Source organism: Bacillus sp. es.034 (assembly GCF_002563655.1).
Taxonomy (GTDB): domain Bacteria; phylum Bacillota; class Bacilli; order Bacillales; family Bacillaceae_B; genus Rossellomorea.
In genome coordinates, this window is the sequence record NZ_PDIY01000001.1 from 2,070,240 (window position 1) to 2,090,792 (window position 20,553).

Here is a 20,553-nt window from a genome sequence, read left to right on the forward strand (position 1 = left end):
ATATGGAAGAGAGTAGAGCACAACCGATGAAAATAAGTGCAGAGACACTAGTTGAGACTGAAGATGTAAAGGACATTTATCTTATTGAAAACGGAAAAGAAACAAAGGTTGGTTCCACCAAAGAGAAGATAAGGTTTGTTCGAATCAACGGCCGAGATGCTATTGAGAGAGTGCAAACATTGAATTCAGATGTTTTAGGCAACAGAAAAGGCATCACTATAATTGAAAAGACAACATTTAGACCCATTTCATTCACTGATTACGTAAACGGTACTCAACAAGTGAAAGCGGAATATAGTGATGAAGGAGTACATATCTCGATTAAAGATAGTGAAAAATCCATCAAGCTAAATGGATACTATGTTGAGACGTTTTCTGTGGAGCTGATATTGCGTGTGCTGCCGTTGAAGTCTGGTTATTCCCTACAATTAAATGGTTTCAATGCAACGCTTGAGTCAGAAGTTGATATTCACATTCAAGTAGTCGAGTCAGAGCTTGTCAAAAGAGGCTTTGACGAATTTGTTGATGCTTGGAAGGTAAAAACGTATTTTGGGGAGACCCTTCAATATTATTGGATTGATCCTGCCAACAAGGAGCTGCTGAAACAGTCTTCTATGATTGGAGATGGGCTTGTCTTGGAATTTCGCAGAGGATGAACGACAGAGGAGAATGAAAGTGAAAAGAAAAATTCAACCAACACCAGACACTATGAAGAAATGGATACAAACATTTGTGCCGGACAAAGACCTCTTTTTCCTCCCAGAGACCAACCTTGCCAGTTTTAAAGAATATCTAAGTAATGTCCTAGTGGTTCCCCACGAAGAGTTCAAGAACCATTCATCTTATAAACAGGTACAACTTGCGAACAGCTATGAGTATTGGAATCTATCAAAGAACGTTAAGTATGTACTTGTAGCACCTCCAGGCTGGGTGGATCAGCTGCCAGTTGAGAAGAAAATCGAGCTTTTTCAGATTCAAGTGGAAGTGAACAGGGGATTGATTCATCCGATCTCGGACTTCTCTGTAGACACATCATTCCTTAGTCAAAATATGATAGAGGTCAAGGGAGAGAAGCAGTTAGTCCTTCACAAAGCGATGTGGGAAGACCTCTCTTATACTAGTAAAGAAGACCTCATGACAGACATTGCCGAGCAATGGGAGGATTGGACTTGCTATGAAGTTCCGCCCAAAACTCCTCCGCACTTACTACCATTTTCCAACACCTTTCCATCCAGAGCAGGTAGTAATTGTTTATCGGCCACCCTTTTCGCGATAACTAAACAGGAATGGATCATCCATGAATGGGTACATCCTCAGACGTTTCTTCAAAGTTTGGAAAATGAGGATTATCACTTGACCTCTCCCGAAGATATGAGAGCAGGTGATGTGCTTACATGGGAAAATGCAGACGGAATCATTCAACACGCCTCTTACTGCATAGACGGGCATTCCTTCTTTAACAAACGTGGACAGACCTTTTTTAATTCTTGGAGTATTGTGCATTTTGATGATCTTAAAGAAGATTGGGGTCTCTATCATATGAAGTGCTTCCGGAAACAATCCTAGGGAGGAGCGTGCCATGACTACATTCAAAGAACTGACTTCAAGTTTTTTACTGATCATTAGCTGGTTTCTATTTGCCATAAGTGCGTATCTCCTTTATTGGACGATCATTATGCCTGAGTATGTCATCATTCCCTTCCTTCTTTTTGTATCTGCTGGTCTGTTGTGTTTTTACAGTTCAAGAAAACATGATGGTAGAGGAAAAGCTGATACGTAAAATGGATATGGAGCTTCTCGGATTCCAGCGGTTAGGAAGGAAGTGAAGGAGAAAATGAAAGTATTTAAAAAGATCGTCAATCTCCTTAATAGACTAAAGCAGGTGTTCTACTCCTATGATGATGAAGGTTTCTCGACTGCTGAAAAAGAATACATTGATCGTATCAAGAATGCCAATCCCTATGGCATTTTTGTCCTGATTTTTGGCGGGATATCCTTCGCATTCGGACCCCAATATGTCATTTTCCCAAACATCACTTTGACGGTAGCCTTCTTTACAATCTGGACCTTTGATAAAGAAACAGAAGACAACCCATGGACGTTTTTACTGGGCACGGTTCTATCTCTCACAGGATTGTATATGCATATGGTGGGAGCGGTTCATGTCCTCATTCTTTAAGGGGGAAAGGGTAGATGGAAATCATTAATCGCATTCAAGAGGTATTATCAACGGGACTTGCATTTGTTGTATATCTTGCCATTCCGGCATTTATTATCATTAGAGCCATTCGAAAAAAGAAACTCCCGAACAATCAATACACTCCTCTAGACGATATCCTGGACGGCAAAGTGAGAGATCCTGAGGAAGAGAATGATGGCAAAAGAATGGACTAAGAGATGAAAAATCTGGAATTTTATAGAAAATTAAAGGAGAAGGGAATGCACAAAGCGAACTACTTGATAGACCAGTTTAAAGGAGAGAAGGATTTGAGTAAATCATTCATTGAACAAGTGCATTATATTAGAATTCCAGTTAAGAATGTCGAACAGTCAGCACATTGGTACAGAGATATGTTGGGTCTAGAGCTATTAAACGTTAACGAGGAACTGGCCGCCATCAAAGTAAATGAAGGACCGTTCTTACTGATCCTTATCCCGACGGAGGATGAAACCTTTGCCCATTTTACAGTAAATCAGGAACAGGAATTTAGCATTGGCTTTACAAGCCCTAAGCTGGGTGAATTTCATCAACACTTAACGGATCACGGGGTAAAGGTCGATGAGATAAAAGAAGATAGCGGTCATGCCTTTTTCCATTTTTACGATCCAGATGGCAATAAGTTGCAAGCCCACTGGTAATAGGTCATACAGCAAGCCGATTTCCGAATGTACCGGAAATCGGCTTTTTTAATGGAATTTCAAAAATATGGTTGACTATTCAGTTGAACTGTAATAAATTGTTATTAAGCCGAACTATATAGTTGAACTGAATAAAAGGATGAGAATATGAAACATAAATTATTGCCATTATCGGAAACGATGCATTACATTTTATTAGCTCTCCGTGAGCCACTTCACGGGTATGCCGCCATGCAGAAGATTGAAGAAATGAGTAATGGGACGGTTATGTTAGCGGCCGGTACATTATACGGTGCGATTGAGAACCTGAATAAACATGGTTGGATCGAACCTGTTGGACATTCAGGCAGGAGAAAGATTTACAGTATAACTTCAGAAGGAAGCGCCATTTTGAAAATGGAGCAAGAAAGGCTCGTGCATATATTATCCTTGTATGAAGGAAGTGAAGCGAATGAAGAAGTTTAAATGGTTCATCAGTATTGAAAAAGAAGAACGTTGGCTGAACGAGCAATTACAAAAAGGCTATCGGTGCATAAACATTAGTGGACTGGGCGTGTACACCTTCGAAAAAACCGACAAGAGCTACGTGATGCGCCTGGACTATCAGGATTATCTATCCAAGAAAAAGCTCGAGGAATACAAAGGGATCTATGAGGATTTCGGTTGGAACTACCTGAAAGGGTACTGGCTGAGCGGACTACGTTATTGGCAAAAAGAAAGCGATGACCAGGATGAAATCTTTTCTGATCGAGAGTCTAGGAGTCATTATTATAAGAGAATCATGGGCTATTCCTTTTGGTTTGGTATGATATTTCTGGTGTATTCATTTACTTACTATAGAGATTCGTTATTATATCATGAAGGCCTTTGGAGTATGGAGAATGAGTTATTTTGGAAAGCGTTTATCTTTGAAACGCCATTTGTTCTGTTGAAATTGTTTCCTGCTTTTATGGTGGTTTTATTGGCCGGGAGTTATTATAAGGCTTATCGGAAGTATACGGGGTTGAAAGAATAATAGTGAGAAGAGTATTGACTCTTTTAGAATACTAATGACTGTAAATTACAGTGTTTAATGTGAACGGGGCTTATTCAAACAGGATGAGCTTCTTTTTTATGTGAAGTTTTTCTTGAGTAAGATGATCGATTTTGGAATAATTGGTATTAAGTTACAGAATTTCAGAAGAACAGAATGCTTCTCTTACCTTCTCTGTCACTCATTGTACCTGATGGTGAAACAGAATCATACTCTCATTGGAATCAATAAAGGAGAAAAATGGATGAATACAAGCAACAAATCAACGTTACAATTAGTCCAGTTTGACCAAGAAGACGTACCAGGGTTAATTGAGCTGTCAAAATCAGTTGGGTGGGACTATGATGAACACGAGATTGGTACGGTGATGTCAGCTGGTAGCGTTTTCGGTCATAAAAACGCTCAGGGGATCATTGTGTCAAGTGCAGCCATTATCCCTTATGAAGCGATGGTGGCCTCCATTGGAATGGTCATAGTCAACAAAGAATATAGGGGATTGGGATTAGGAAAAGAAGCGACGCAACGATGTATCAATTCTCTTAAAGAGGCCATTTCAATCATGTTAATTTCGACTGAAGAGGGCAAGCCTCTTTATGAAAAAATGGGATTCAAATCCGTTGATCGGGTGCATAAGTATATTTGCGACACCTACTCAACTTCTAATAAAACCAATATAACGGTTACCATTGAAAATTTTCATGCGAGCCATTTTCGCGAAATTGTGAAGCTGGATGAAGCGGCATTTGGAGATAAGAGAAGTCATTTTCTTGAATATAGAATAAATCAATCCGAGCAATGTGTAGTAGTGAAAGATAAAAATGGGAGCTTGATAGGTTTTGGTTTATCCATATTAGGACCGATCAATCTTATCATAGGACCAGTGGTAGCACCTGATGCTCAGATAGCATCTATTATTCTAGATAAACTGGCCAGTGGACATCAAGGCAAGTTAAGGATCGATATACCATCAGGTCAGGAAGCATTTATGGAAACATTAGAGCAATTCGGGTTTGTAAATGTGAGTAATCCACCCATCATGATGTTACATTCGACGAAGATGCCGCAGAGAAATAATGAATTATTTGGAATTGCTGCTCAGGTGTTTGGATAAGATGCAGGGATATCAATGGAAATGTCAGAACAAACACTTCTTTAGGAGGCAAATATATATGTCAGATAAAAAGTATCATAGAGCTTTTGGAGTATACGGTATCTATATAGAAGATGGCAAACTTTTAGTAATACATAAATCTGGTGGCCCTTATATTAATCGTTTTGACTTACCTGGAGGAAGTTTGGAAGAAGGTGAGAGTTTAGCAGAAGCGATGAGGAGAGAGTTTCTAGAAGAAACAGGTATAGAGATTGAAATTGAGGAACAAATCGGGGTTATTGATTTCAAATTTCCCTCAGTGTGGAGAGACTTTACAAATGTTCATCATATTGCCGTTTATTACTCTGTGAGAAAGACCGGTGGGGAAATAAGCATACCTGAACAGTTTGAAGGGCAAGACTCATTGGGAGCTGTGTGGGTCTCCGAACATGAGGTAACTCCGGAAAACGCATCCCCTTTAGTAATGAAAGCTTTTGAGTGGTTGAAAACGAATGAGTTGGGGTTGGGTGCAGAGGTTTATGAAGAGTGGGAAGTTTTGAAATGACTGGAATATCACGGAATGAACTACTATTATTCTGTATCTAAAATCGAAGTAGGTAAGGGAGCTAGCAAACTATGAAACCACTACAAGGAAAAATTGCTGTTGTCACAGGTGCATCTCGTGGAGCGGGTAGAGGGATTGCCTTGGAACTAGGCAGTGCAGGAGCGACGGTGTATGTGACGGGGCGAAGTGTAAGGGGAGCTACAACCGATAATCGACCCGAGACGATTGAGGAAACGGCCGATGGTGTCACTTCACGCGGAGGTAAGGGTATCGCCATACGCTGTGATCATACAAATGACAGTGACGTGAAAAACCTGTTTGAGCAAATTGAAAGGGAACATGGCAGGGTTGATATTTTAGTCAATAGTGTCTTTGGTGGTTCCGAAAGTTCTCTACCTTCAGGAAAAGGAAGATATTTTTGGGAACGTCCAAAGGAGCATTGGGACGCGATGATGGTTGCTGGCCCGCAGGCTTATTTACTGACCAGTCGATACGCCGTGCCTTTGATGCAGAATCATCAAAGAGGGTTGATTGTAAATATAACATTTTTTATCAAAGACAAGATATCGGGTAATTTATATTACGATTTAGCTATGAATGCCATCAATCGAATGACAGTGGGGATGGCAAAGGAATTAAAGGACTTCAATGTTCCAGCCGTTGCGGTTTGTCCAGGTTGGATGAGGACCGAAAGAGTAATCGATTCCGGTTTTGGACCGGAAGATGGAGCAACGGAAACAACAGCATATGTAGGTCGTGCAGTAGTGGGATTAGCAACAGACCCAACGGTATCAAGGTTTTCAGGCGAGCCCTTGATGGTGGCTGATCTAGCAAGACTATATGATTTTACAGATGTGGATGGAACTCAACCATTGCCGTTTGGAGGATAAGATGGAAAAGAAAATTTTCATGCTATTACTTATAGTCACTCTGGGGGCATGTTCCAACCTTAATGAATACGAATTACCGATCTCAAAGTATCCTGAATCATTCCAAATAGAAGTAAACAAGTTGCCAGAATATATTCAAGATAAGATGAAAGTGCCAACAAAGTTCCCTTTTAATGTTGAATTACTTAGGTTCACTACTACCCCTGCTTATGCCTCGGTGGAGTATGAACCTGTGGATGGTGAATTGAGTGATAAGATCAATCTTAGCTTTACTACATATTATAATAACAAAATTGATTCACCAAAAAGATTTGAATCCATCGAGTTAAGTAATGGAGAAAAAGCAATTTTGAAACATGATGAGGAAGAATTAAAAGTATTAGAGTGGGCTGACGATGATGATGTTCAACAATTGGCCGTAATGTTTAGGGACACTAAAGTGACTAATGAAGATCTTAAAATGATGGCAGGTTCATTAATGACAGTCAAATAAAAGTATTCATTTAAACAACACAAACAGGAGGTGTTCATAACTTGAGCTTCAAAATAATCTTTTTTTACCTCTTATCGTTTATTGGGTTCTACGTTGGCTTTATTCTGCTGGCTTCCCTTGCAGAAAACTACGACATCTCATACTTGTATGTTGTAAATGTAAAAGAGGGAGGCGTAGATGTTTTTCCAACAATAAATCCTTTCATCATCATGTTTTTATATGTATTGGGTTCTCATACATTGATTTCCAGAATGAAAAAGAAGGCTTGAAGGTCATGATATCTTAATTCTTGACGGAAGGGGAAAGATAGTATGAGTTCCGCCAAACAAGATAAAAATCAGCGGCTTCGAATTGCGCAGAGTTTATATCGAATGAAGAAGCATAGAAATAAAAAATATAAAGAGAGCAAAATGTGGACCGCGTTTATGGTTATTTCGGTCTTGGTGGCACTCTGCATTCTTATTATTACTGAATTGTACAATATTGATAGTGGTATATCATTGCCTGGGTTTTTAAAGAAGATGGCAGAAGCTTTCAACCTCATTTTCTGGAAGATAACATGAATCTACATAATAAGATTAAAATTCCTTACCACATTTCCACTCCCCTTAGAAGTCGTGATTTTGTTAGTTATATCAGTCGTATTCACTTTGATCCTTGCCGGAGGAAACGGCGATGAAAATTATAGAGGAGCTGCGAAGAGAAATAATGTTAATTTGACATTGATGATTTATGCAGTTACCATCTTTTTGCATTAATTGCTTTGGGTATTTCTTGTTTTTATAGTAAAAGAATTTCAAAAGGATGTCTTCAATGAACTGGAAGCCAGAAGCAGGTAATCAATAGTCTCTATTTCTAAGCTATTCAGCTTGCGTTCTTAGACGGCTAAAAATATCCGTGATGATCTTGGACAGAACAAGAATGCATATATATCCAAGAAACAGGTATAGATAAGGCATCCTAATGTTAAATCTCATAAAATTGTGCAAATCAAGAAGAGGTTTAAAAATAAATGACAGGAAAACAGCCAGCAGGCCGGTATAGAGGTAATAGTTCTTCTTTTGTTTTACAATCCATTGATACACCATCATAAAGATCACTGGTATCAAAGAAGCATCCAGTGTGAGGTTGTTGGGTATCCAGACCATAAATTGATAGGGGTAATCCCAGTAACCCGCATTGACTCCAAACCGGTCAATATATCCAAGCCAGACATGTATATTGAACCCGTAAAAACCAATTTGAAATGCGTTATTTTTATCAATTTTAAAAAAGATAATAATAAGAGGGACAACGAACAAAACCGCTTGAAACCAAAACTGCCATGTATCAAAGGACGAAAATAGTTTCCAATATTCAACCCAGTCTTGTGTAAGTCCCCGTTGTTTCTCCGTTATGTCGTTTAACATATCCATTTGGTTCTTCAATTTTTCGTCTCCCGTAAGAATATTTGTTAATATGGTATCCATGAAAATTAAAATCAATACGGGGTACAAATATTTATTTGAACCTGTGCCAGATAGAAATAAGTTTTGATCCTTGGTCATGATAGGAAGAGATGATACATCTAAACATTGATGGACATGTCCGTTATCTACCGAAGTATAATCAACTGACCCTGTTGAAATTTTAGTAAACGATCTTATTTGTGATTCGTGTTAAGATTCGCCTCAAATAAATCAATGATTTCCAAGAACCTCTCAGCCTCTCTAAAAGTATGATCAGCTAAAAGAGGATGTATATTGCTCTTAATCCGACATGCCTCAATTAATTCCCTAGCGGTTTTCTTGAAATCCCTTAAAGAAGCTACTGAAACTCTGTTTTGATCCAAGAACTGGTCCAAAATTGGTTCGGTCTCTGATTGGTGACGCATAGAATCTAAATCAACCGCTTGAAACATTAGCTGATCAAAATCATGGCTGAATTCACTTGCCTGTTCCACCAACTGCCTTTCAGAAGGATCTAAAAGATGACCGATGAACTTGGCATGGTCAGCCATAATTTTTAAAAAGAATACATTTTCTTGGATCACATCATCCGGTGTAGGTGCCAGCCTGCCTTCATTTAGTTCCTTAAGTCGATTAGCAAAGTAGGCTGCTTCTCTACTTGTGTGATCGATTAACAGTGGAAAATTGTTATGTCGGATTTCACATCTAAGTGTTAAACCTAATATCTTTCGTTTATAACTCCATATAGCAGCAGCAGCTTGGTAAACCTCGCTATTGAATGCTTGAACCTGACGTAATTCAGAATTTAAAGTAAATCTAGATAATTTTTCTTCTATTCTTTCAAATAAAGTAATGAACTGTTTAGCCTCTTCAATTAGTTGTGATTGCTCATAGGTGAAACCCAAACTTAAAAATAAGGCATGTTCTTTCATTATCCTAGACCAAAATCTAATTTCATCTAACGACCTTGCAACGAATGGATTTGTCATACAATCCTCCTCTTGATTGAATATTCCTTTAAAATATATACGTGTAGTAGAGTTGTCTTATTCCAGATGATCCTTCGGAAAAGATTTGTGCGCGTGAATATTACTTTTGATCTTTTATGGATTGCAGACGAGACTAAGTTCGTGAAGAAAAAAATTTCAGGTTACCTATTACTCGCAGGTGATTCTATACTGGGTTAAATAACGAGGAGGATTGTGAAAAAATACACCTAAATAACGGGGGCAATAGCTGAAGATCGGCTAATCGAACCAGCTATTGCCCTTGTTCAATTATTGGGCATAATAAAAAAAGTTTGTGAAAGGGTTTGTCTTTATGAAAAGTAAGAAAAACAGTAACGTAATAAAGTAATGGATTGCTTATTCAATAGTAATGCTTACGCTCGTTTTTAATAAGAGTTATTAATATCAGGAATATCACAGAAATTAGCTTACAGTACAATTGAGACAATCTCCTGGACAGGGCTTGGCTTAAGAGTTATTTTATTGATGATTTCCTACTTGTATCCAAAGATAGTTCAATTAAATAGGGCTTTCCCTGTATAAAATAAACTCAGCTCCTTTTGGTGTGAAAATAAATTGAGTTATTCAGTAGAATTCGAAAAAATGGGTATTGAGTTATTGGGCAGGATACCTGAAGACTAAGTTTCGAAGATAATTTCATCAAATACTTGACTTAAGCAAGTATTTATATGACAATATCAAATAAATAGGAGGGGTTTTGATGTCAACCAATACTTTAGAAGATCGAATTAATGCTATAAGGCGTTTCAACCGTTTTATAACTAGACAAATTGGGGTGCTGCGTGAAGGGCTGTTACACACTCCCTATTCACCCACAGAAGCTCGTATCATTTTTGAGCTTGCCAACAATGAAACATTGACTGCTTCAGAATTGATAAATGATTTAGGACTTGATGCAGGCTATCTTAGCCGAATGATAACAAGCCTTGAAGGCAAGGGAATAGTCGAGAAGACTCGTTCCAAGTCGGATGGTCGTCAACGACTTCTTCATCTGACATCTGAAGGTCAGAGTGCTTTTGAATTGCTAGATAAGCGTTCTCGTGATGAAGTAACTGATATGCTCGATGACCTTGAAGAAAAGGATCAACAACGTTTATTTAAGGCTATGCAGACCATCGAGGATATTTTTAGTGAAGGTCTTAAGTATTCCCAACCATATGTATTGCGCCCTCATGAACCGGGAGATATGGGATGGATTACACACCGTCATGGGGTTATCTATGCAGAAGAATATGGATGGGATGAGCGGTTTGAAGCCTTGGTTGCACAAATTGTTTCAGATTTTCTGAGAAACTATAATCCAAAAAAAGAACGGTGTTGGATTGCAGAGATGGATGGTGAAATCGTCGGTTCCGTCTTTGTGACACAGGATAATGAAAAGGTTGCAAGATTACGTCTGCTTATGGTCGAACCGAAAGCGAGGGGACTTGGTCTCGGAACTCGTCTTGTAGAAGAATGTATTCGCTTTTCTAAGCGAAACGGGTATGAGAAGCTTGTTCTTTGGACCAACAGTGTCTTAGAAGCGGCACGCCACTCCTATAAAAAATTAGGATTTGAATTGGTTGAAGAGGAGAAACATCACAGCTTTGGCCATGAATTAGTTGGAGAGACTTGGGAGAAATCATTGTGAAAAAGAAGTAGGTTCAGAGATCAAGAGGACCTATTATCGATATGGAGAAAAGGAGAATACGGCTCATATGTTAAGTGAACAAGAGTAATTGACCGGTTACGGAGCATAGTACGGAGCATAGGGACGATTCTTGTGCTTTCTTTTAATCAAAAAGGAAGGACAAGAACCGTCCCCGTGCTTCCCTATGCGAGAAAGTCGGGAACCCTCTTGATCACAAGCTTTGTTGCGTCAGCATCGTAAGAAGGTATGCTGCTGTCGGTGAAGAGATGTTCCTTGCCCTCATACAGAAAAAGTTCAGCGGATTGGCCGCCTCCACAAGTTCACGGGCCGCATTGATGTCACCGTCTTCAACGAAGAAAGGATCTGCACTCATGGTGTAAATTTGAACAGGCAAGTCGGCTGGCCACTGAGATTCGAGCTCCGAGGTCGGGAGGCAGGCATGATGGATACGATTCTGAACTTAGCAGAGAAAGATGAAAGAATTCGAGCAGTTTATATGAATGGTTCTAGGACAAACCCAAATGTTAAAAAGGATATCTTTCAAGATTATGACATTGTCTATGTAGTAAAAGAGACTAAACCTTTTACTGAAGATGAAGGGTGGATAGACAACTTTGGAGAAATAGCTATCTTCCAGGAGCCTGATAATAATAGTAGTAACTTTGGAGTGGAAACTAATTTTGGACAATCTTATGGTTATTTAATGTTATTTAAAGATGGTAACCGTGTCTTCATATCGAAACCAAAGAACATATGAACGATAACTATCTAAGTGACAAATTAACTGTTCCTTTGTTAGACAAGGACAACTGTTACCGACTATTCCAACTCCTTCAGATATTGATCATCACGTCCAAGAACCAACTGCAGGCAAATATCTAAGTTGCTGCAACAACTTTTGGTGGTGTCAACAAAATATTGCAAAGTATATGGCGAGATGAATTACCATACGCAAAGTTCATGATGGACTGTGTGGTTAGACAGGAATTGAATAAAATGGTCGAATGGTGGATTGGAATCATACAAATTTTGAAGTATCCACGGGGAAAGTAGGAAATTATTTTTGAAAGCAGATCCCAGCATCTTACTAGGATCTGTATGTAGCTACTTATTCAGATGGTCATTATGGAAATATGTGGGATTCATTATTTACTGCTGGAGAGCTATTTAGGACATTAGCTAAAGACATTGCAGACCATAGGTGTTTTAGTTATCCATCTAATGAAGATGTGAGTATGACCGCATATCTAAATCAAGAAAGGTATTTACCTTCAGATGCAATAGAAATCTTTGAATGATAAAAGCACCATGCCAATTTGGCGGGGTGCTCCAATTGATGTTTGAGGAGCCACGGTACCTGTCCCCGTGGCTCTTTTAGATATATTTTTTCGAAAATTAGGAAAATAACGCTTGTTTATTCTCTGGATTTCGTGTTAAAATGCATTAATTTGTGTATTGCGCGATGAATTGTACGACAATACATTTTAGGATTTGTACAAGAAATAAGTAAAAAAGAAGTAGATTAGGAGATGTTACGATGGAATTCAAAGGATCCAGTGTGTACGATCAATCGGATTTTTTTTCGAATTACATGAAAAGAAGAAATAGACAAGACAGTCCAAACAATGCCATTGAAGGGCCACTTATGTATGAATTAATTGGAAGTATTCAAAATAAAAGTATCTTAGATTTAGGATGTGGTGATGCCTCATTCGGAAAAGAACTCATACTTCAAGGGGCAAAAAACTATACAGGAGTAGAAGGTTCAAAACAAATGGTAGAAGCAGCTCGCTCTAACTTACTTGAACAAAACGGAACAATATACAATGAAACAATGGAATCGCATGATTATCCGAAAGAAACATTTGATCTAGTAACCTCTCGATTCGCTTTCCATTATGTTTCAGACATTAACCACCTGTTCCAAAATGTTTATAATACGCTTAAGGAAGGCGGCAAATTTGTTTTTAGTATCCAGCATCCCCTTACCACTTCGTCATTTGCGAGTAAGCAAACCGGAGATAAACGTGGTAATTGGATTGTCGATGATTATTTCCATGATGGTGAAAGAAGAGAGCCTTGGATTGATAAAGTAGTAGTTAAGTATCACCGCACAATTGAACAATATTTTTCAGCACTTAGACAAGCAGGTTTTACAATATTGGATTTGCGTGAAGGTACACCTAAACGTGAACACTTTAGTAGCGAAGAGGAATTTGTTAGAAGGCAACGGATTCCAGTCGTATTGGCTTTTTCATGTGTGAAGTAAATGAATTCTAAAGATAATTTTTAGAAAGTAATAAAATTTTAAATAATATGCTTAGTAATTATGTATGTAAAGGTTTGGGACTACCCATTGTAAGTGGCAAATAGCTATAAGGAGAGGTTTTCTTGGAATTTACCACTGAAAGATTAACAATCAGGCCATTTAAGAGCTTTGACTTAGAAGATGTGTTTCAAATATACAATAACGAGGAGACGTGTAAGTATCTACTACATACTAAATGGACACATGAAAGCATGCAGGAATCATTTGATAAAAAATTAAAGAACAGTGCCCTCACTAAAGATACCGGCTTAAGTTTGGCTGTGGTGAACCGCAATAATGTCATTGGTGACTTATCTGTATGGTATACAGGGATGAAGGACACGGTTGAAATTGGGTACAGTTTTTCTGTTGAAACTTCAGGTGAGGGATTTGCGACAGAAGCAGTTAGTTATTTAGTCAGAAAGTTGTTTGAAGAATTTGAAGTACATAGGATTCAAGCCACCCTCGATGCGAGGAATTTGGCATCACAAAAGTTGTGTGAGCGAATAGGGATGAGAAAGGAAGCTCATTTCACACAGGATTTCTGGAGTAAGGGTGAATGGACAGACAGCATTGTATATGGAATGCTAGTTTCAGATTTGGAAAACTGAGATCTATCATGTCTTCGAGTCCTCAGCTAAAGGAGGTTTATCCTGAACAGGATGAGCTTCTTTTTTGTTATTACATTTCTCTTGAGCAAGCAGCTCTAATTTGAAATAATTGGTATTAAGCTAAATGAAAGATTAATAAAATAGGGATTAAGGTGAACTACATGAATATTAAAGGGTTGAATCATTTTCTCTTCTCTGTTTCGGACTTGGAGCGATCCATCCGTTTTTACCAGCAAGTGTTCAATGCAAAGTTATTCGTTAAAGGGAAAACAACAGCCTACTTTGATCTTCATGGCTATTGGCTAGCCCTGAATGAGGAAAAGGATATCCCGAGGAATGAAATCTCACAGTCTTATACTCACATAGCCTTTTCTATTGAAGAGAATGAATTTGAGCAGGCGTATAAAGAGTTAACGGATTTGAAGGTGAACATTCTGCCAGGTCGAAAGAGAGACAGTCGCGATAAGAAATCTATTTATTTCACAGATCCTGATGGTCACAAATTTGAGTTTCATAGTGGCACGTTACAAGATCGAATAGATCATTATAAGGAAGCTAAACCTTATATGGAATTTTATGAGTAGGGGTGAAGGTATGTCGCTGATTGAACACGATTTGATCCTAAATCACAAAGAACATCCATTTTTCTCACCGGTATTGGACCACGTTAAAGCAACATTTAACAAAGTCATCTGCTCAGGTGCTTCTACTCTCATCATTCATAAAGATTCTATTGTGTTTAAAGAATACATAGGGAAGCAGGCAAGGAAAGAAGACGCTAGAACCGTTCAGGCTGATACTCAGTTTCACGTGGCTTCCGTTAGGAAAAGTTACATCGGTTTTGCGGTTTCTTATGCATTGTACTATGGCCGCATAAACAGCATAGATAATCCGGTTTTATCCTATTTGCCTGAACTTGATGAGAAAACCTGGAAAGGTACAACAATAAGACATTTACTTACTCATACACATGGATTAACTCAAGAAGCAAATGAAGACATTCGGGAGTTTACTCCAGGCTCGAGCTGGTCTTATAAACAAATTGGGATCGGGGCACTAACTCAGATTGTCAAACGGACAACAGGGAAATCAGTTGCCGATATCCTTCATGAAAGTGTCTTTACTCCATTAGGCTTTACCGAATCGGATTGGTATTCACAGAAACACGAAAAGCTTATCGATGTCGTGTTGCGTTATGAAGGGGATGAAGACTGGAAGACCAGTGATAGCACTGAGGGGGACAAAATGAATATGTATGTCTCGACCAGGGAGCTCGCATACTGGGGATACCTTCATTTGAAAAAAGGAAAAGTGAATGGAAAGCAAGTTGTTCCGAGAGAAATCATTGAGGTCGCCACCTCTCTTCAGAGTCCATCCACCCTTCATAAGGACTTACCTCAAAATGGTTTCTTATGGTTCGTCAAAGATTTACCCGCCAAAAAGACAGAGATAGGTGATCAAGTCCCTAAAGGCTCCTACCAAATACTTGGATTTACAAATGTGACCCTATTAGTCATTCCAGAAGAGGATATTGTGGCAGTTCGGATGTTTAATAGCTTTGGGTCTCCTGAGGGTTATGATTACTTATCCGATGTACGATCGTTTGGAAATACGGTTATGTCATGTGTGAAGAATGTATCCAAAGAGGAGTAAGAAGATGAAGAAGCTTTTAATAGAGTCACACTGTATTTTTCCAACACAGGATATAATGAAAACGGCGAATTTTTATGAACAGAAACTAGGGTTTAAGGCTGTTCATTATTTGAATGCGAATGAACCACATATTTGTTTGTATCGTGATACAACGGAGATTATCTTGACCAAAACGAATGGAAGAAAGGTCATTCCGAATCGAGACTTATATGGTTATGGGTATGATGCTTATTTTATTACAAAAAATCAAGAAGAGCTTCAGGAAGAATTGGTGAGTTCTAATGTTAAATTAGTCCGTCCCTTAGATCATACGGATTACAATAATAAAGAATTCCTAGTAGAGGATATTGATGGAAGATGGTTAGCTTTTGGGCTGAAAGTGGATTGAAGGCAGTGGTGGAATTTGAACCAACTGCCCTGTGTTCAAGTGGAAATAATCTACAAGAGAGCCAGCCTGCCAGCTCTCTTAGATGACCTCCTCATCCAAATAAGAAACCACTATCTGAAAAGCCTTGATCCGCCTTTCAATATACGTCCTCTGCCCACTCCCGGGCTTTGTTTTCTCAAGAAAGGAAGGAAGCATCAACAGCAACCCCTCCAGCACCACCTTTGCTGCCAATAACTCATCTTGGCTTGCATCCAACTCCTTGCCTTCCCATCGTGCATGAAGAACATCTACGCCAATCCGGGCTGCGTTTAATCTCTTCTCAAGCAGGTTTGTCTGCGGCGTACCTGGTTTCATGCGAGCAAGAGCATTTTCTGATTTTCGGATGATTGACCTAAACGCTTCAATGGATTGCTGCTGTTCTTCCTGAGTGAATGGTTTCATGACCATCACCTCATTTCTCTAAAATTGAACTATATGTAGTGTACCAAAAATCAATACCCAACACTGACTTTTGATATAATGTCGACAAAGAATCTTAACTAGGAGTGTGACCGATGGAACAGAACGTTTTTGAAGAAATGGCCAAGCGATACGATACAGATGAACGAAAAGAACTTGCTCAGATTGTTGTGGAGGAAGTAAAAAAAGAACTGCAGGACAGTCAATCTAAATCCTTAATCGATTATGGGAGCGGTACAGGGCTTGTTGGTTTAGAACTGACAGATCAGGTCGCTTCGACTCTGTTAATTGATTCATCGGAGCATATGTTAGAAGTGGCAAGAACAAAGATCACCAAGAGAGCAATCCCCAACGCTGATGTCCTTCATTCCGATTTTACACAGGGAACGCCAGACGTGAAAGCAGACACTATCCTCATGTCACTTGTTCTTCTCCACATCCCAGATACCCGTAAGATTTTACAAGAAATGTTCACAATCCTCAATGACGGCGGCAAGCTTATCATCGTGGACTTTGACAAAAACGAAGAAATCAACCACCCAAAAGTACATAACGGATTTGTTCATGAAGAGTTGAAAGGCATACTCTCTGAAGTAGGATTTGCTTCTACTGAAATTAAAACATTTCATCACGGAAAGCAAGTTTTCATGAAGCAGGATGCTTCGATGTTTATCGCGAGCAGTATAAAATGAAGAAACAGTCATCATAAAAGAAACCGAGTCTGAAATCAGGACTCGGTATTTTTGTTGGGCAGAAAGTAAGAAGTAAGTCTGGCGGATAAAGGAATTTAAGAATGATTGAAGAATATGTAGAACAGAGATGTATCTATATATTGGAGGCGTAATATGAAGATAAGACCCGTAAAAAAAGAAGAATATCGTTATATTGAAGACTTTGTATTTGAGATATTTGGTCACACCACTTTTTCAGATGGAGTCATTGAAAAAGCCTTGGTAAGGGAGATCCGGGAAAAGCCCTATTATATTCCGCAACTTGATCTGGTTGTTGAGGAAGAAGGAAAGATCATCGGTCACTTTATCCTCTCAAATCTCCCAATTAGTCATAGGCATGAACATGAAATCTTGATGTTGTCCCCCGTTTCAGTGTCAATAAATAAACAACGTCATGGTGTTGGCACGTTTATGTTAAAGGAAGGAATCGCATTAGCTGAGGAAATGGGGTTCAAGGGAATCATAGTTGAAGGAGATCCCCGGTACTATCAACGTTTTGGATTTAGGACATCGACTGAATTTGGAATCTTTGCCTCTGAAAAAAATCTCCCGCCTTCAGATGAGAATTTAATGGCTATGGAATTGTGTGAAAATGGGATGGGAAATATATCGGGAGAAGTGGATTATTCGATTTATCGGGCGTTGAGACACTAGTATTTAGGTTCGGTTTAAAGTGTACAAACAATAAAAAGACATATGAAATCGTAGATGATTTTCGTATGTCTTTTTTATTGTAACGTCAATAACTAATGTAACTTTAACTCATAAATTTTATTGGAATTCGTATAGAGATTTGTAAGAGTAAACTTCCCATCGGTGGAAACTGTAAAAGAATTAACGATAATAATATCATATAAAGCAATATTAATTTATTGTAAAACGATAAATTAAGTGCTAAAATCATGTTATTATTTTAAATAAGTGAGGTGTTTGAAATGAATGGTAAACGAGGTTCAGCCATTTTCTTAAAGGTAATTACTTTTCTGGTTGGAATTGCAGTGCTCACTTTGTGCATTTATTGGATGCCTGTGTTAACCATTAGAGATGTAAAAGCGCATCCAGGTGGGGATTACTCGCTATATCCCCTGTTAGTATGTGCGTATGGAATCTGTATTACATTTTCTTTTGCGCTGTTTCATGTATATAAACTATTGACCTTAATCGAAAGGGACAATGCTTTGTCGGAGTTATCTCTTAAATCTTTAAAGGTTATAAAAAAATGTGCTTTAACTGCCATTTTCTTCATTGTGTTAATGATAATAAGCTTGAAGGTGATTTCTAGTATCTCAGGAGATGATTCAGCAGGTCCTATATCGATAAGTCTGATGGGTATTTTAGCAACAAGTATTATCATTGTTGTTGTTGACGTACTTCAAAAGCCATTAAATGGTTTCCTAGATGAAAAATAATAAGAGTATTACAAATGAAAAATACATCCACATAATTTTAAAATTAGCGGATATTGTACAAAAGCGACGAAGACACTTAATAAAAACAGACGACAATTTTATATCTAGAGAATCTAAGGGATAGTCATAAGCTATCCCTTTCTTTGCGTTTATTATGTTATTTACTCATATTCCACTGAGAATTCCATTGAGATTAGTGACAAATGTTATTTGATAATGTCTCCGTAATTTTATTTCCATCAACTCTTAAGCTAATGTTTGTTGGTGAAATTCACTTCACAAAAATACTGAATTAGTTAGAGGAAATATTCTTACTCAGTCGGACTGCTTCACGCTAAGTACGGTGATCGTCACCAAGATAACCGCCATTCCCAGAATTTGAATGGCGTTCAGGTGATCCCCGATGACCAGAACGCCAAATAATGAAGCTGTCACCGGCTCTACCATGGCAACCATCGAAGCATTTGCCGGAGTAGTCCTTTGAATTCCATACACATATACTAAAAATGACAGCCCGGCACCGAGAATTCCCAGTAGGAAAAACAGCCCTACATCCTCGGACGATAGTACAGCTGCTGCTTCACCCTTGTCCGTAAAAAAGAAAAGGATGAGACAAAATGAAAAAAAAGCAATGGTTAACGTGGCGGGTGGTTTCCCATGAACAGACGCATTTTTAAACCCGAATATAAACAAAGCATAGGAAAGGCCAGCAGCAAGCCCAGCTAGGATTCCTAAAAAACTCACTGAAATCGATTTAGTATTGTAGGCACCTGTAAGCAGGATAATCCCCAAAAGAACACTGGCAATGCAACCCCATTTAATCCAAGTAGAATGTTCTATTCGTAATAAAAAAGAGATTAATAGGACGAATACAGGTGCGGTATACATTAAAGTAGCGGCAATGGCAACGCTTGAGGCTTGGATACTAAGAAAATAAAAAGTGAAATTTCCAGCAACGCCAACACCCGCTAAAAAAGACCATATCCAAATACGAGTGGAGATGCCTCGGTTTTGTCTAAAGCGAAGGAGAAACCACACGGAAAAACAGATAAATCCAACAGCCCCTCGGTAGAGTGAAATCACAAGAGGATCCCACCCCTTATCCATTAAAATATCGGCAATCCCACCACTGATGCCCCAACATATAGCAGCAAGAATAACCAATCCTATCCCCGTATATTTCATCGTGTGCCTCCTAAAGATAAATTTGGTATGAAAAACTTGAGCAAGATTAATAAAGTTGTTTACGGTGATTCCTTTAATCTTCCTTACCTAAACCTAAGAAAGGATGATCTTTTAAAAATGGGAAAAAAGAAATAAGAATAAAGTATTACCAGAGGTATGGTACATAGTAGCAGGGGAATATAGAAGTTATCTTAATTAGGATTTTATGGAGAAGCAGGTATTCAGTTCATTTTCTCGAAAAGGATTGTTAGAGAAGTAATGAGTCTGCTCAATAACGGAGCAGGTTAGTAGAATAATTGAATATTTTCCAGGGGGTATAAGTGATTAGAAAACTTTTATTTATGGTACTGGCCATAACGGTTATGGGAGCTTGCAGCCAACAAAAAGCAGAGGAAATGAAGCATATTACTTTTGTAGACGTAGAAACGGTCATAACGGATCAAGGATTCAAATTAGATAAAGAAACCGATTTACCCAGTGAAAACGTCTTTATCCAAGAATTAAACGGGATCACTCCTGAAGTATATAATGTAAAAGGTCATACCCTATCAGTTTATATTTTCTCTTCTGCCAGTGATCGAGAAAAAGGAATTCATCGGTTTGAAGAGAAAACAGAAACAGCAGAAGTAGTGGAACATAAAGAATATGAACTGAATAATATTCTGGTATTTTATGTAAGTGATGATGAAGATATGCAGAATAGATTATTTGAGGGATTACAGGAATTAGATGCTCCAAATTGAGAGATTATTTTAATAAGAAAAGTGAGGATT

The 20,553-nt window shown here is 38.4% G+C and carries 30 protein-coding genes and 1 pseudogene; 26 read left to right on the forward strand and 5 right to left on the reverse strand.

The genetic code is table 11. From position 1 onward, the window contains the following. Window positions 1–2: 2 nt before the first annotated feature. The 13 genes from ATG71_RS10475 (at window position 3) to ATG71_RS10540 (ending at window position 7,493) form a co-directional block, all read left to right on the forward strand. Window positions 3–656, forward strand: a complete 654-nt coding sequence (locus tag ATG71_RS10475) for a DUF3108 domain-containing protein (protein ID WP_098439551.1) — start codon at window positions 3–5, stop codon at window positions 654–656. Between the two features lie 19 nt (window positions 657–675). Next, window positions 676–1,566, forward strand: a complete 891-nt coding sequence (locus ATG71_RS10480; protein ID WP_098439552.1) for a hypothetical protein — start codon at window positions 676–678, stop codon at window positions 1,564–1,566. 13 nt (window positions 1,567–1,579) lie between these two features. Next, complete coding sequence (locus ATG71_RS10485; protein WP_098439553.1) at window positions 1,580–1,780, forward strand: hypothetical protein; 201 nt, start codon at window positions 1,580–1,582, stop codon at window positions 1,778–1,780. Between the two features lie 54 nt (window positions 1,781–1,834). Continuing rightward, complete coding sequence (locus tag ATG71_RS10490; RefSeq protein ID WP_098439554.1) at window positions 1,835–2,179, forward strand: cell division protein FtsK; 345 nt, start codon at window positions 1,835–1,837, stop codon at window positions 2,177–2,179. A 14-nt stretch (window positions 2,180–2,193) separates the two neighbouring features. Further along, the gene (locus tag ATG71_RS10495) at window positions 2,194–2,394 is read left to right on the forward strand and encodes a hypothetical protein (protein WP_098439555.1); all 201 of its coding nucleotides are present in this window, start codon (window positions 2,194–2,196) and stop codon (window positions 2,392–2,394) included. 93 nt (window positions 2,395–2,487) lie between these two features. Continuing rightward, the gene (locus tag ATG71_RS10500; RefSeq protein WP_098441789.1) at window positions 2,488–2,859 is read left to right on the forward strand and encodes a VOC family protein; all 372 of its coding nucleotides are present in this window, start codon (window positions 2,488–2,490) and stop codon (window positions 2,857–2,859) included. 147 nt (window positions 2,860–3,006) lie between these two features. Further along, window positions 3,007–3,324: a PadR family transcriptional regulator gene (locus tag ATG71_RS10505; protein ID WP_098439556.1), complete on the forward strand. Its 318-nt coding sequence runs from the start codon at window positions 3,007–3,009 to the stop codon at window positions 3,322–3,324. Further along, on the forward strand, window positions 3,311–3,874 hold the full coding sequence (locus ATG71_RS10510; protein WP_098439557.1) for a DUF2812 domain-containing protein: 564 nt from the start codon (window positions 3,311–3,313) through the stop codon (window positions 3,872–3,874). The genes ATG71_RS10505 and ATG71_RS10510 overlap by 14 nt, the downstream gene beginning before the upstream one ends. A gap of 262 nt (window positions 3,875–4,136) precedes the next feature. Further along, window positions 4,137–5,003: a GNAT family N-acetyltransferase gene (locus ATG71_RS10515; RefSeq protein ID WP_098439558.1), complete on the forward strand. Its 867-nt coding sequence runs from the start codon at window positions 4,137–4,139 to the stop codon at window positions 5,001–5,003. A 58-nt stretch (window positions 5,004–5,061) separates the two neighbouring features. Then, complete coding sequence (locus ATG71_RS10520; protein ID WP_098439559.1) at window positions 5,062–5,547, forward strand: NUDIX hydrolase; 486 nt, start codon at window positions 5,062–5,064, stop codon at window positions 5,545–5,547. Window positions 5,548–5,618: 71 nt separating this feature from the next. Next, on the forward strand, window positions 5,619–6,437 hold the full coding sequence (locus ATG71_RS10525; protein WP_098439560.1) for an SDR family NAD(P)-dependent oxidoreductase: 819 nt from the start codon (window positions 5,619–5,621) through the stop codon (window positions 6,435–6,437). 1 nt (window position 6,438) lies between these two features. Next, the gene (locus ATG71_RS10530) at window positions 6,439–6,930 is read left to right on the forward strand and encodes a hypothetical protein (RefSeq protein ID WP_098439561.1); all 492 of its coding nucleotides are present in this window, start codon (window positions 6,439–6,441) and stop codon (window positions 6,928–6,930) included. 311 nt (window positions 6,931–7,241) lie between these two features. Further along, window positions 7,242–7,493, forward strand: coding sequence for a hypothetical protein (locus tag ATG71_RS10540; RefSeq protein ID WP_098439563.1), 252 nt, complete (start codon window positions 7,242–7,244; stop codon window positions 7,491–7,493). Window positions 7,494–7,790: 297 nt separating this feature from the next. Here the strand turns inward: ATG71_RS10540 and ATG71_RS10545 are convergent, their stop codons facing one another. After that, on the reverse strand, window positions 7,791–8,357 hold the full coding sequence (locus ATG71_RS10545; protein ID WP_098439564.1) for a CBO0543 family protein: 567 nt from the start codon (window positions 8,355–8,357) through the stop codon (window positions 7,791–7,793). Window positions 8,358–8,572: 215 nt separating this feature from the next. Further along, the gene (locus ATG71_RS10550; RefSeq protein WP_098439565.1) at window positions 8,573–9,367 is read right to left on the reverse strand and encodes a DUF2935 domain-containing protein; all 795 of its coding nucleotides are present in this window, start codon (window positions 9,365–9,367) and stop codon (window positions 8,573–8,575) included. A gap of 739 nt (window positions 9,368–10,106) precedes the next feature. On the opposite strand from ATG71_RS10550, the gene ATG71_RS10555 reads away from it, so the two are divergent. Continuing rightward, entirely contained in the window at window positions 10,107–11,036 is a 930-nt protein-coding gene (locus ATG71_RS10555; protein WP_098439566.1) for a bifunctional helix-turn-helix transcriptional regulator/GNAT family N-acetyltransferase, read from the forward strand. A 211-nt stretch (window positions 11,037–11,247) separates the two neighbouring features. Here ATG71_RS10555 and ATG71_RS10560 read toward each other — a convergent pair whose 3' ends face one another. Continuing rightward, window positions 11,248–11,430, reverse strand: a complete 183-nt coding sequence (locus ATG71_RS10560) for a hypothetical protein (protein WP_286162980.1) — start codon at window positions 11,428–11,430, stop codon at window positions 11,248–11,250. A gap of 45 nt (window positions 11,431–11,475) precedes the next feature. Here ATG71_RS10560 and ATG71_RS23970 point away from each other — a divergent pair, with 45 nt between their 5' ends. The 8 genes and pseudogenes from ATG71_RS23970 to ATG71_RS10590 all read left to right on the forward strand — a co-directional run bounded on the left by ATG71_RS23970 (window position 11,476) and on the right by ATG71_RS10590 (window position 15,996). Next, a complete protein-coding gene (locus ATG71_RS23970; protein ID WP_353616277.1) occupies window positions 11,476–11,793 on the forward strand; it encodes an aminoglycoside 6-adenylyltransferase in 318 nt (105 codons plus the stop codon). An 82-nt stretch (window positions 11,794–11,875) separates the two neighbouring features. Continuing rightward, window positions 11,876–12,089: pseudogene (locus tag ATG71_RS23975) on the forward strand (aminoglycoside 6-adenylyltransferase). An 80-nt stretch (window positions 12,090–12,169) separates the two neighbouring features. Next, window positions 12,170–12,334, forward strand: coding sequence for an aminoglycoside 6-adenylyltransferase (locus ATG71_RS23980; protein WP_353616278.1), 165 nt, complete (start codon window positions 12,170–12,172; stop codon window positions 12,332–12,334). A gap of 239 nt (window positions 12,335–12,573) precedes the next feature. Beyond that, window positions 12,574–13,305, forward strand: coding sequence for a class I SAM-dependent methyltransferase (locus ATG71_RS10570; RefSeq protein WP_098439567.1), 732 nt, complete (start codon window positions 12,574–12,576; stop codon window positions 13,303–13,305). A 122-nt stretch (window positions 13,306–13,427) separates the two neighbouring features. Next, complete coding sequence (locus ATG71_RS10575; protein WP_098439568.1) at window positions 13,428–13,955, forward strand: GNAT family N-acetyltransferase; 528 nt, start codon at window positions 13,428–13,430, stop codon at window positions 13,953–13,955. Window positions 13,956–14,116: 161 nt separating this feature from the next. Next, window positions 14,117–14,539: a FosM family fosfomycin resistance protein gene (gene fosM / locus ATG71_RS10580; protein ID WP_098439569.1), complete on the forward strand. Its 423-nt coding sequence runs from the start codon at window positions 14,117–14,119 to the stop codon at window positions 14,537–14,539. A 10-nt stretch (window positions 14,540–14,549) separates the two neighbouring features. Then, on the forward strand, window positions 14,550–15,608 hold the full coding sequence (locus ATG71_RS10585; RefSeq protein ID WP_286162981.1) for a serine hydrolase domain-containing protein: 1,059 nt from the start codon (window positions 14,550–14,552) through the stop codon (window positions 15,606–15,608). Between the two features lie 4 nt (window positions 15,609–15,612). Beyond that, complete coding sequence (locus ATG71_RS10590) at window positions 15,613–15,996, forward strand: VOC family protein (RefSeq protein WP_098439570.1); 384 nt, start codon at window positions 15,613–15,615, stop codon at window positions 15,994–15,996. Between the two features lie 78 nt (window positions 15,997–16,074). On the opposite strand, the gene ATG71_RS10595 is transcribed toward ATG71_RS10590, so the two are convergent. Continuing rightward, window positions 16,075–16,437 carry a hypothetical protein gene (locus tag ATG71_RS10595; protein ID WP_098439571.1) on the reverse strand — a complete coding sequence of 121 codons (363 nt, stop codon included), beginning with the start codon at window positions 16,435–16,437 and terminating at the stop codon, window positions 16,075–16,077. A gap of 113 nt (window positions 16,438–16,550) precedes the next feature. Between ATG71_RS10595 and ATG71_RS10600 the strand changes: the two genes are divergently transcribed. The 3 genes from ATG71_RS10600 to ATG71_RS10610 all read left to right on the forward strand — a co-directional run bounded on the left by ATG71_RS10600 (window position 16,551) and on the right by ATG71_RS10610 (window position 18,595). Beyond that, window positions 16,551–17,147, forward strand: coding sequence for a class I SAM-dependent methyltransferase (locus ATG71_RS10600; RefSeq protein ID WP_098439572.1), 597 nt, complete (start codon window positions 16,551–16,553; stop codon window positions 17,145–17,147). Between the two features lie 153 nt (window positions 17,148–17,300). Further along, window positions 17,301–17,840, forward strand: a complete 540-nt coding sequence (locus ATG71_RS10605; RefSeq protein ID WP_098439573.1) for a GNAT family N-acetyltransferase — start codon at window positions 17,301–17,303, stop codon at window positions 17,838–17,840. A gap of 281 nt (window positions 17,841–18,121) precedes the next feature. Next, window positions 18,122–18,595 carry a DUF2975 domain-containing protein gene (locus tag ATG71_RS10610; RefSeq protein WP_098439574.1) on the forward strand — a complete coding sequence of 158 codons (474 nt, stop codon included), beginning with the start codon at window positions 18,122–18,124 and terminating at the stop codon, window positions 18,593–18,595. Window positions 18,596–18,910: 315 nt separating this feature from the next. Here ATG71_RS10610 and ATG71_RS10615 read toward each other — a convergent pair whose 3' ends face one another. Next, window positions 18,911–19,780 (reverse strand): DMT family transporter, encoded by an 870-nt coding sequence (locus tag ATG71_RS10615; RefSeq protein WP_098439575.1) that lies wholly within the window; start codon window positions 19,778–19,780, stop codon window positions 18,911–18,913. Window positions 19,781–20,100: 320 nt separating this feature from the next. Here ATG71_RS10615 and ATG71_RS10620 point away from each other — a divergent pair, with 320 nt between their 5' ends. Beyond that, window positions 20,101–20,523: a hypothetical protein gene (locus ATG71_RS10620; RefSeq protein ID WP_098439576.1), complete on the forward strand. Its 423-nt coding sequence runs from the start codon at window positions 20,101–20,103 to the stop codon at window positions 20,521–20,523. The last annotated feature ends 30 nt before the right edge of the window (window positions 20,524–20,553 follow it).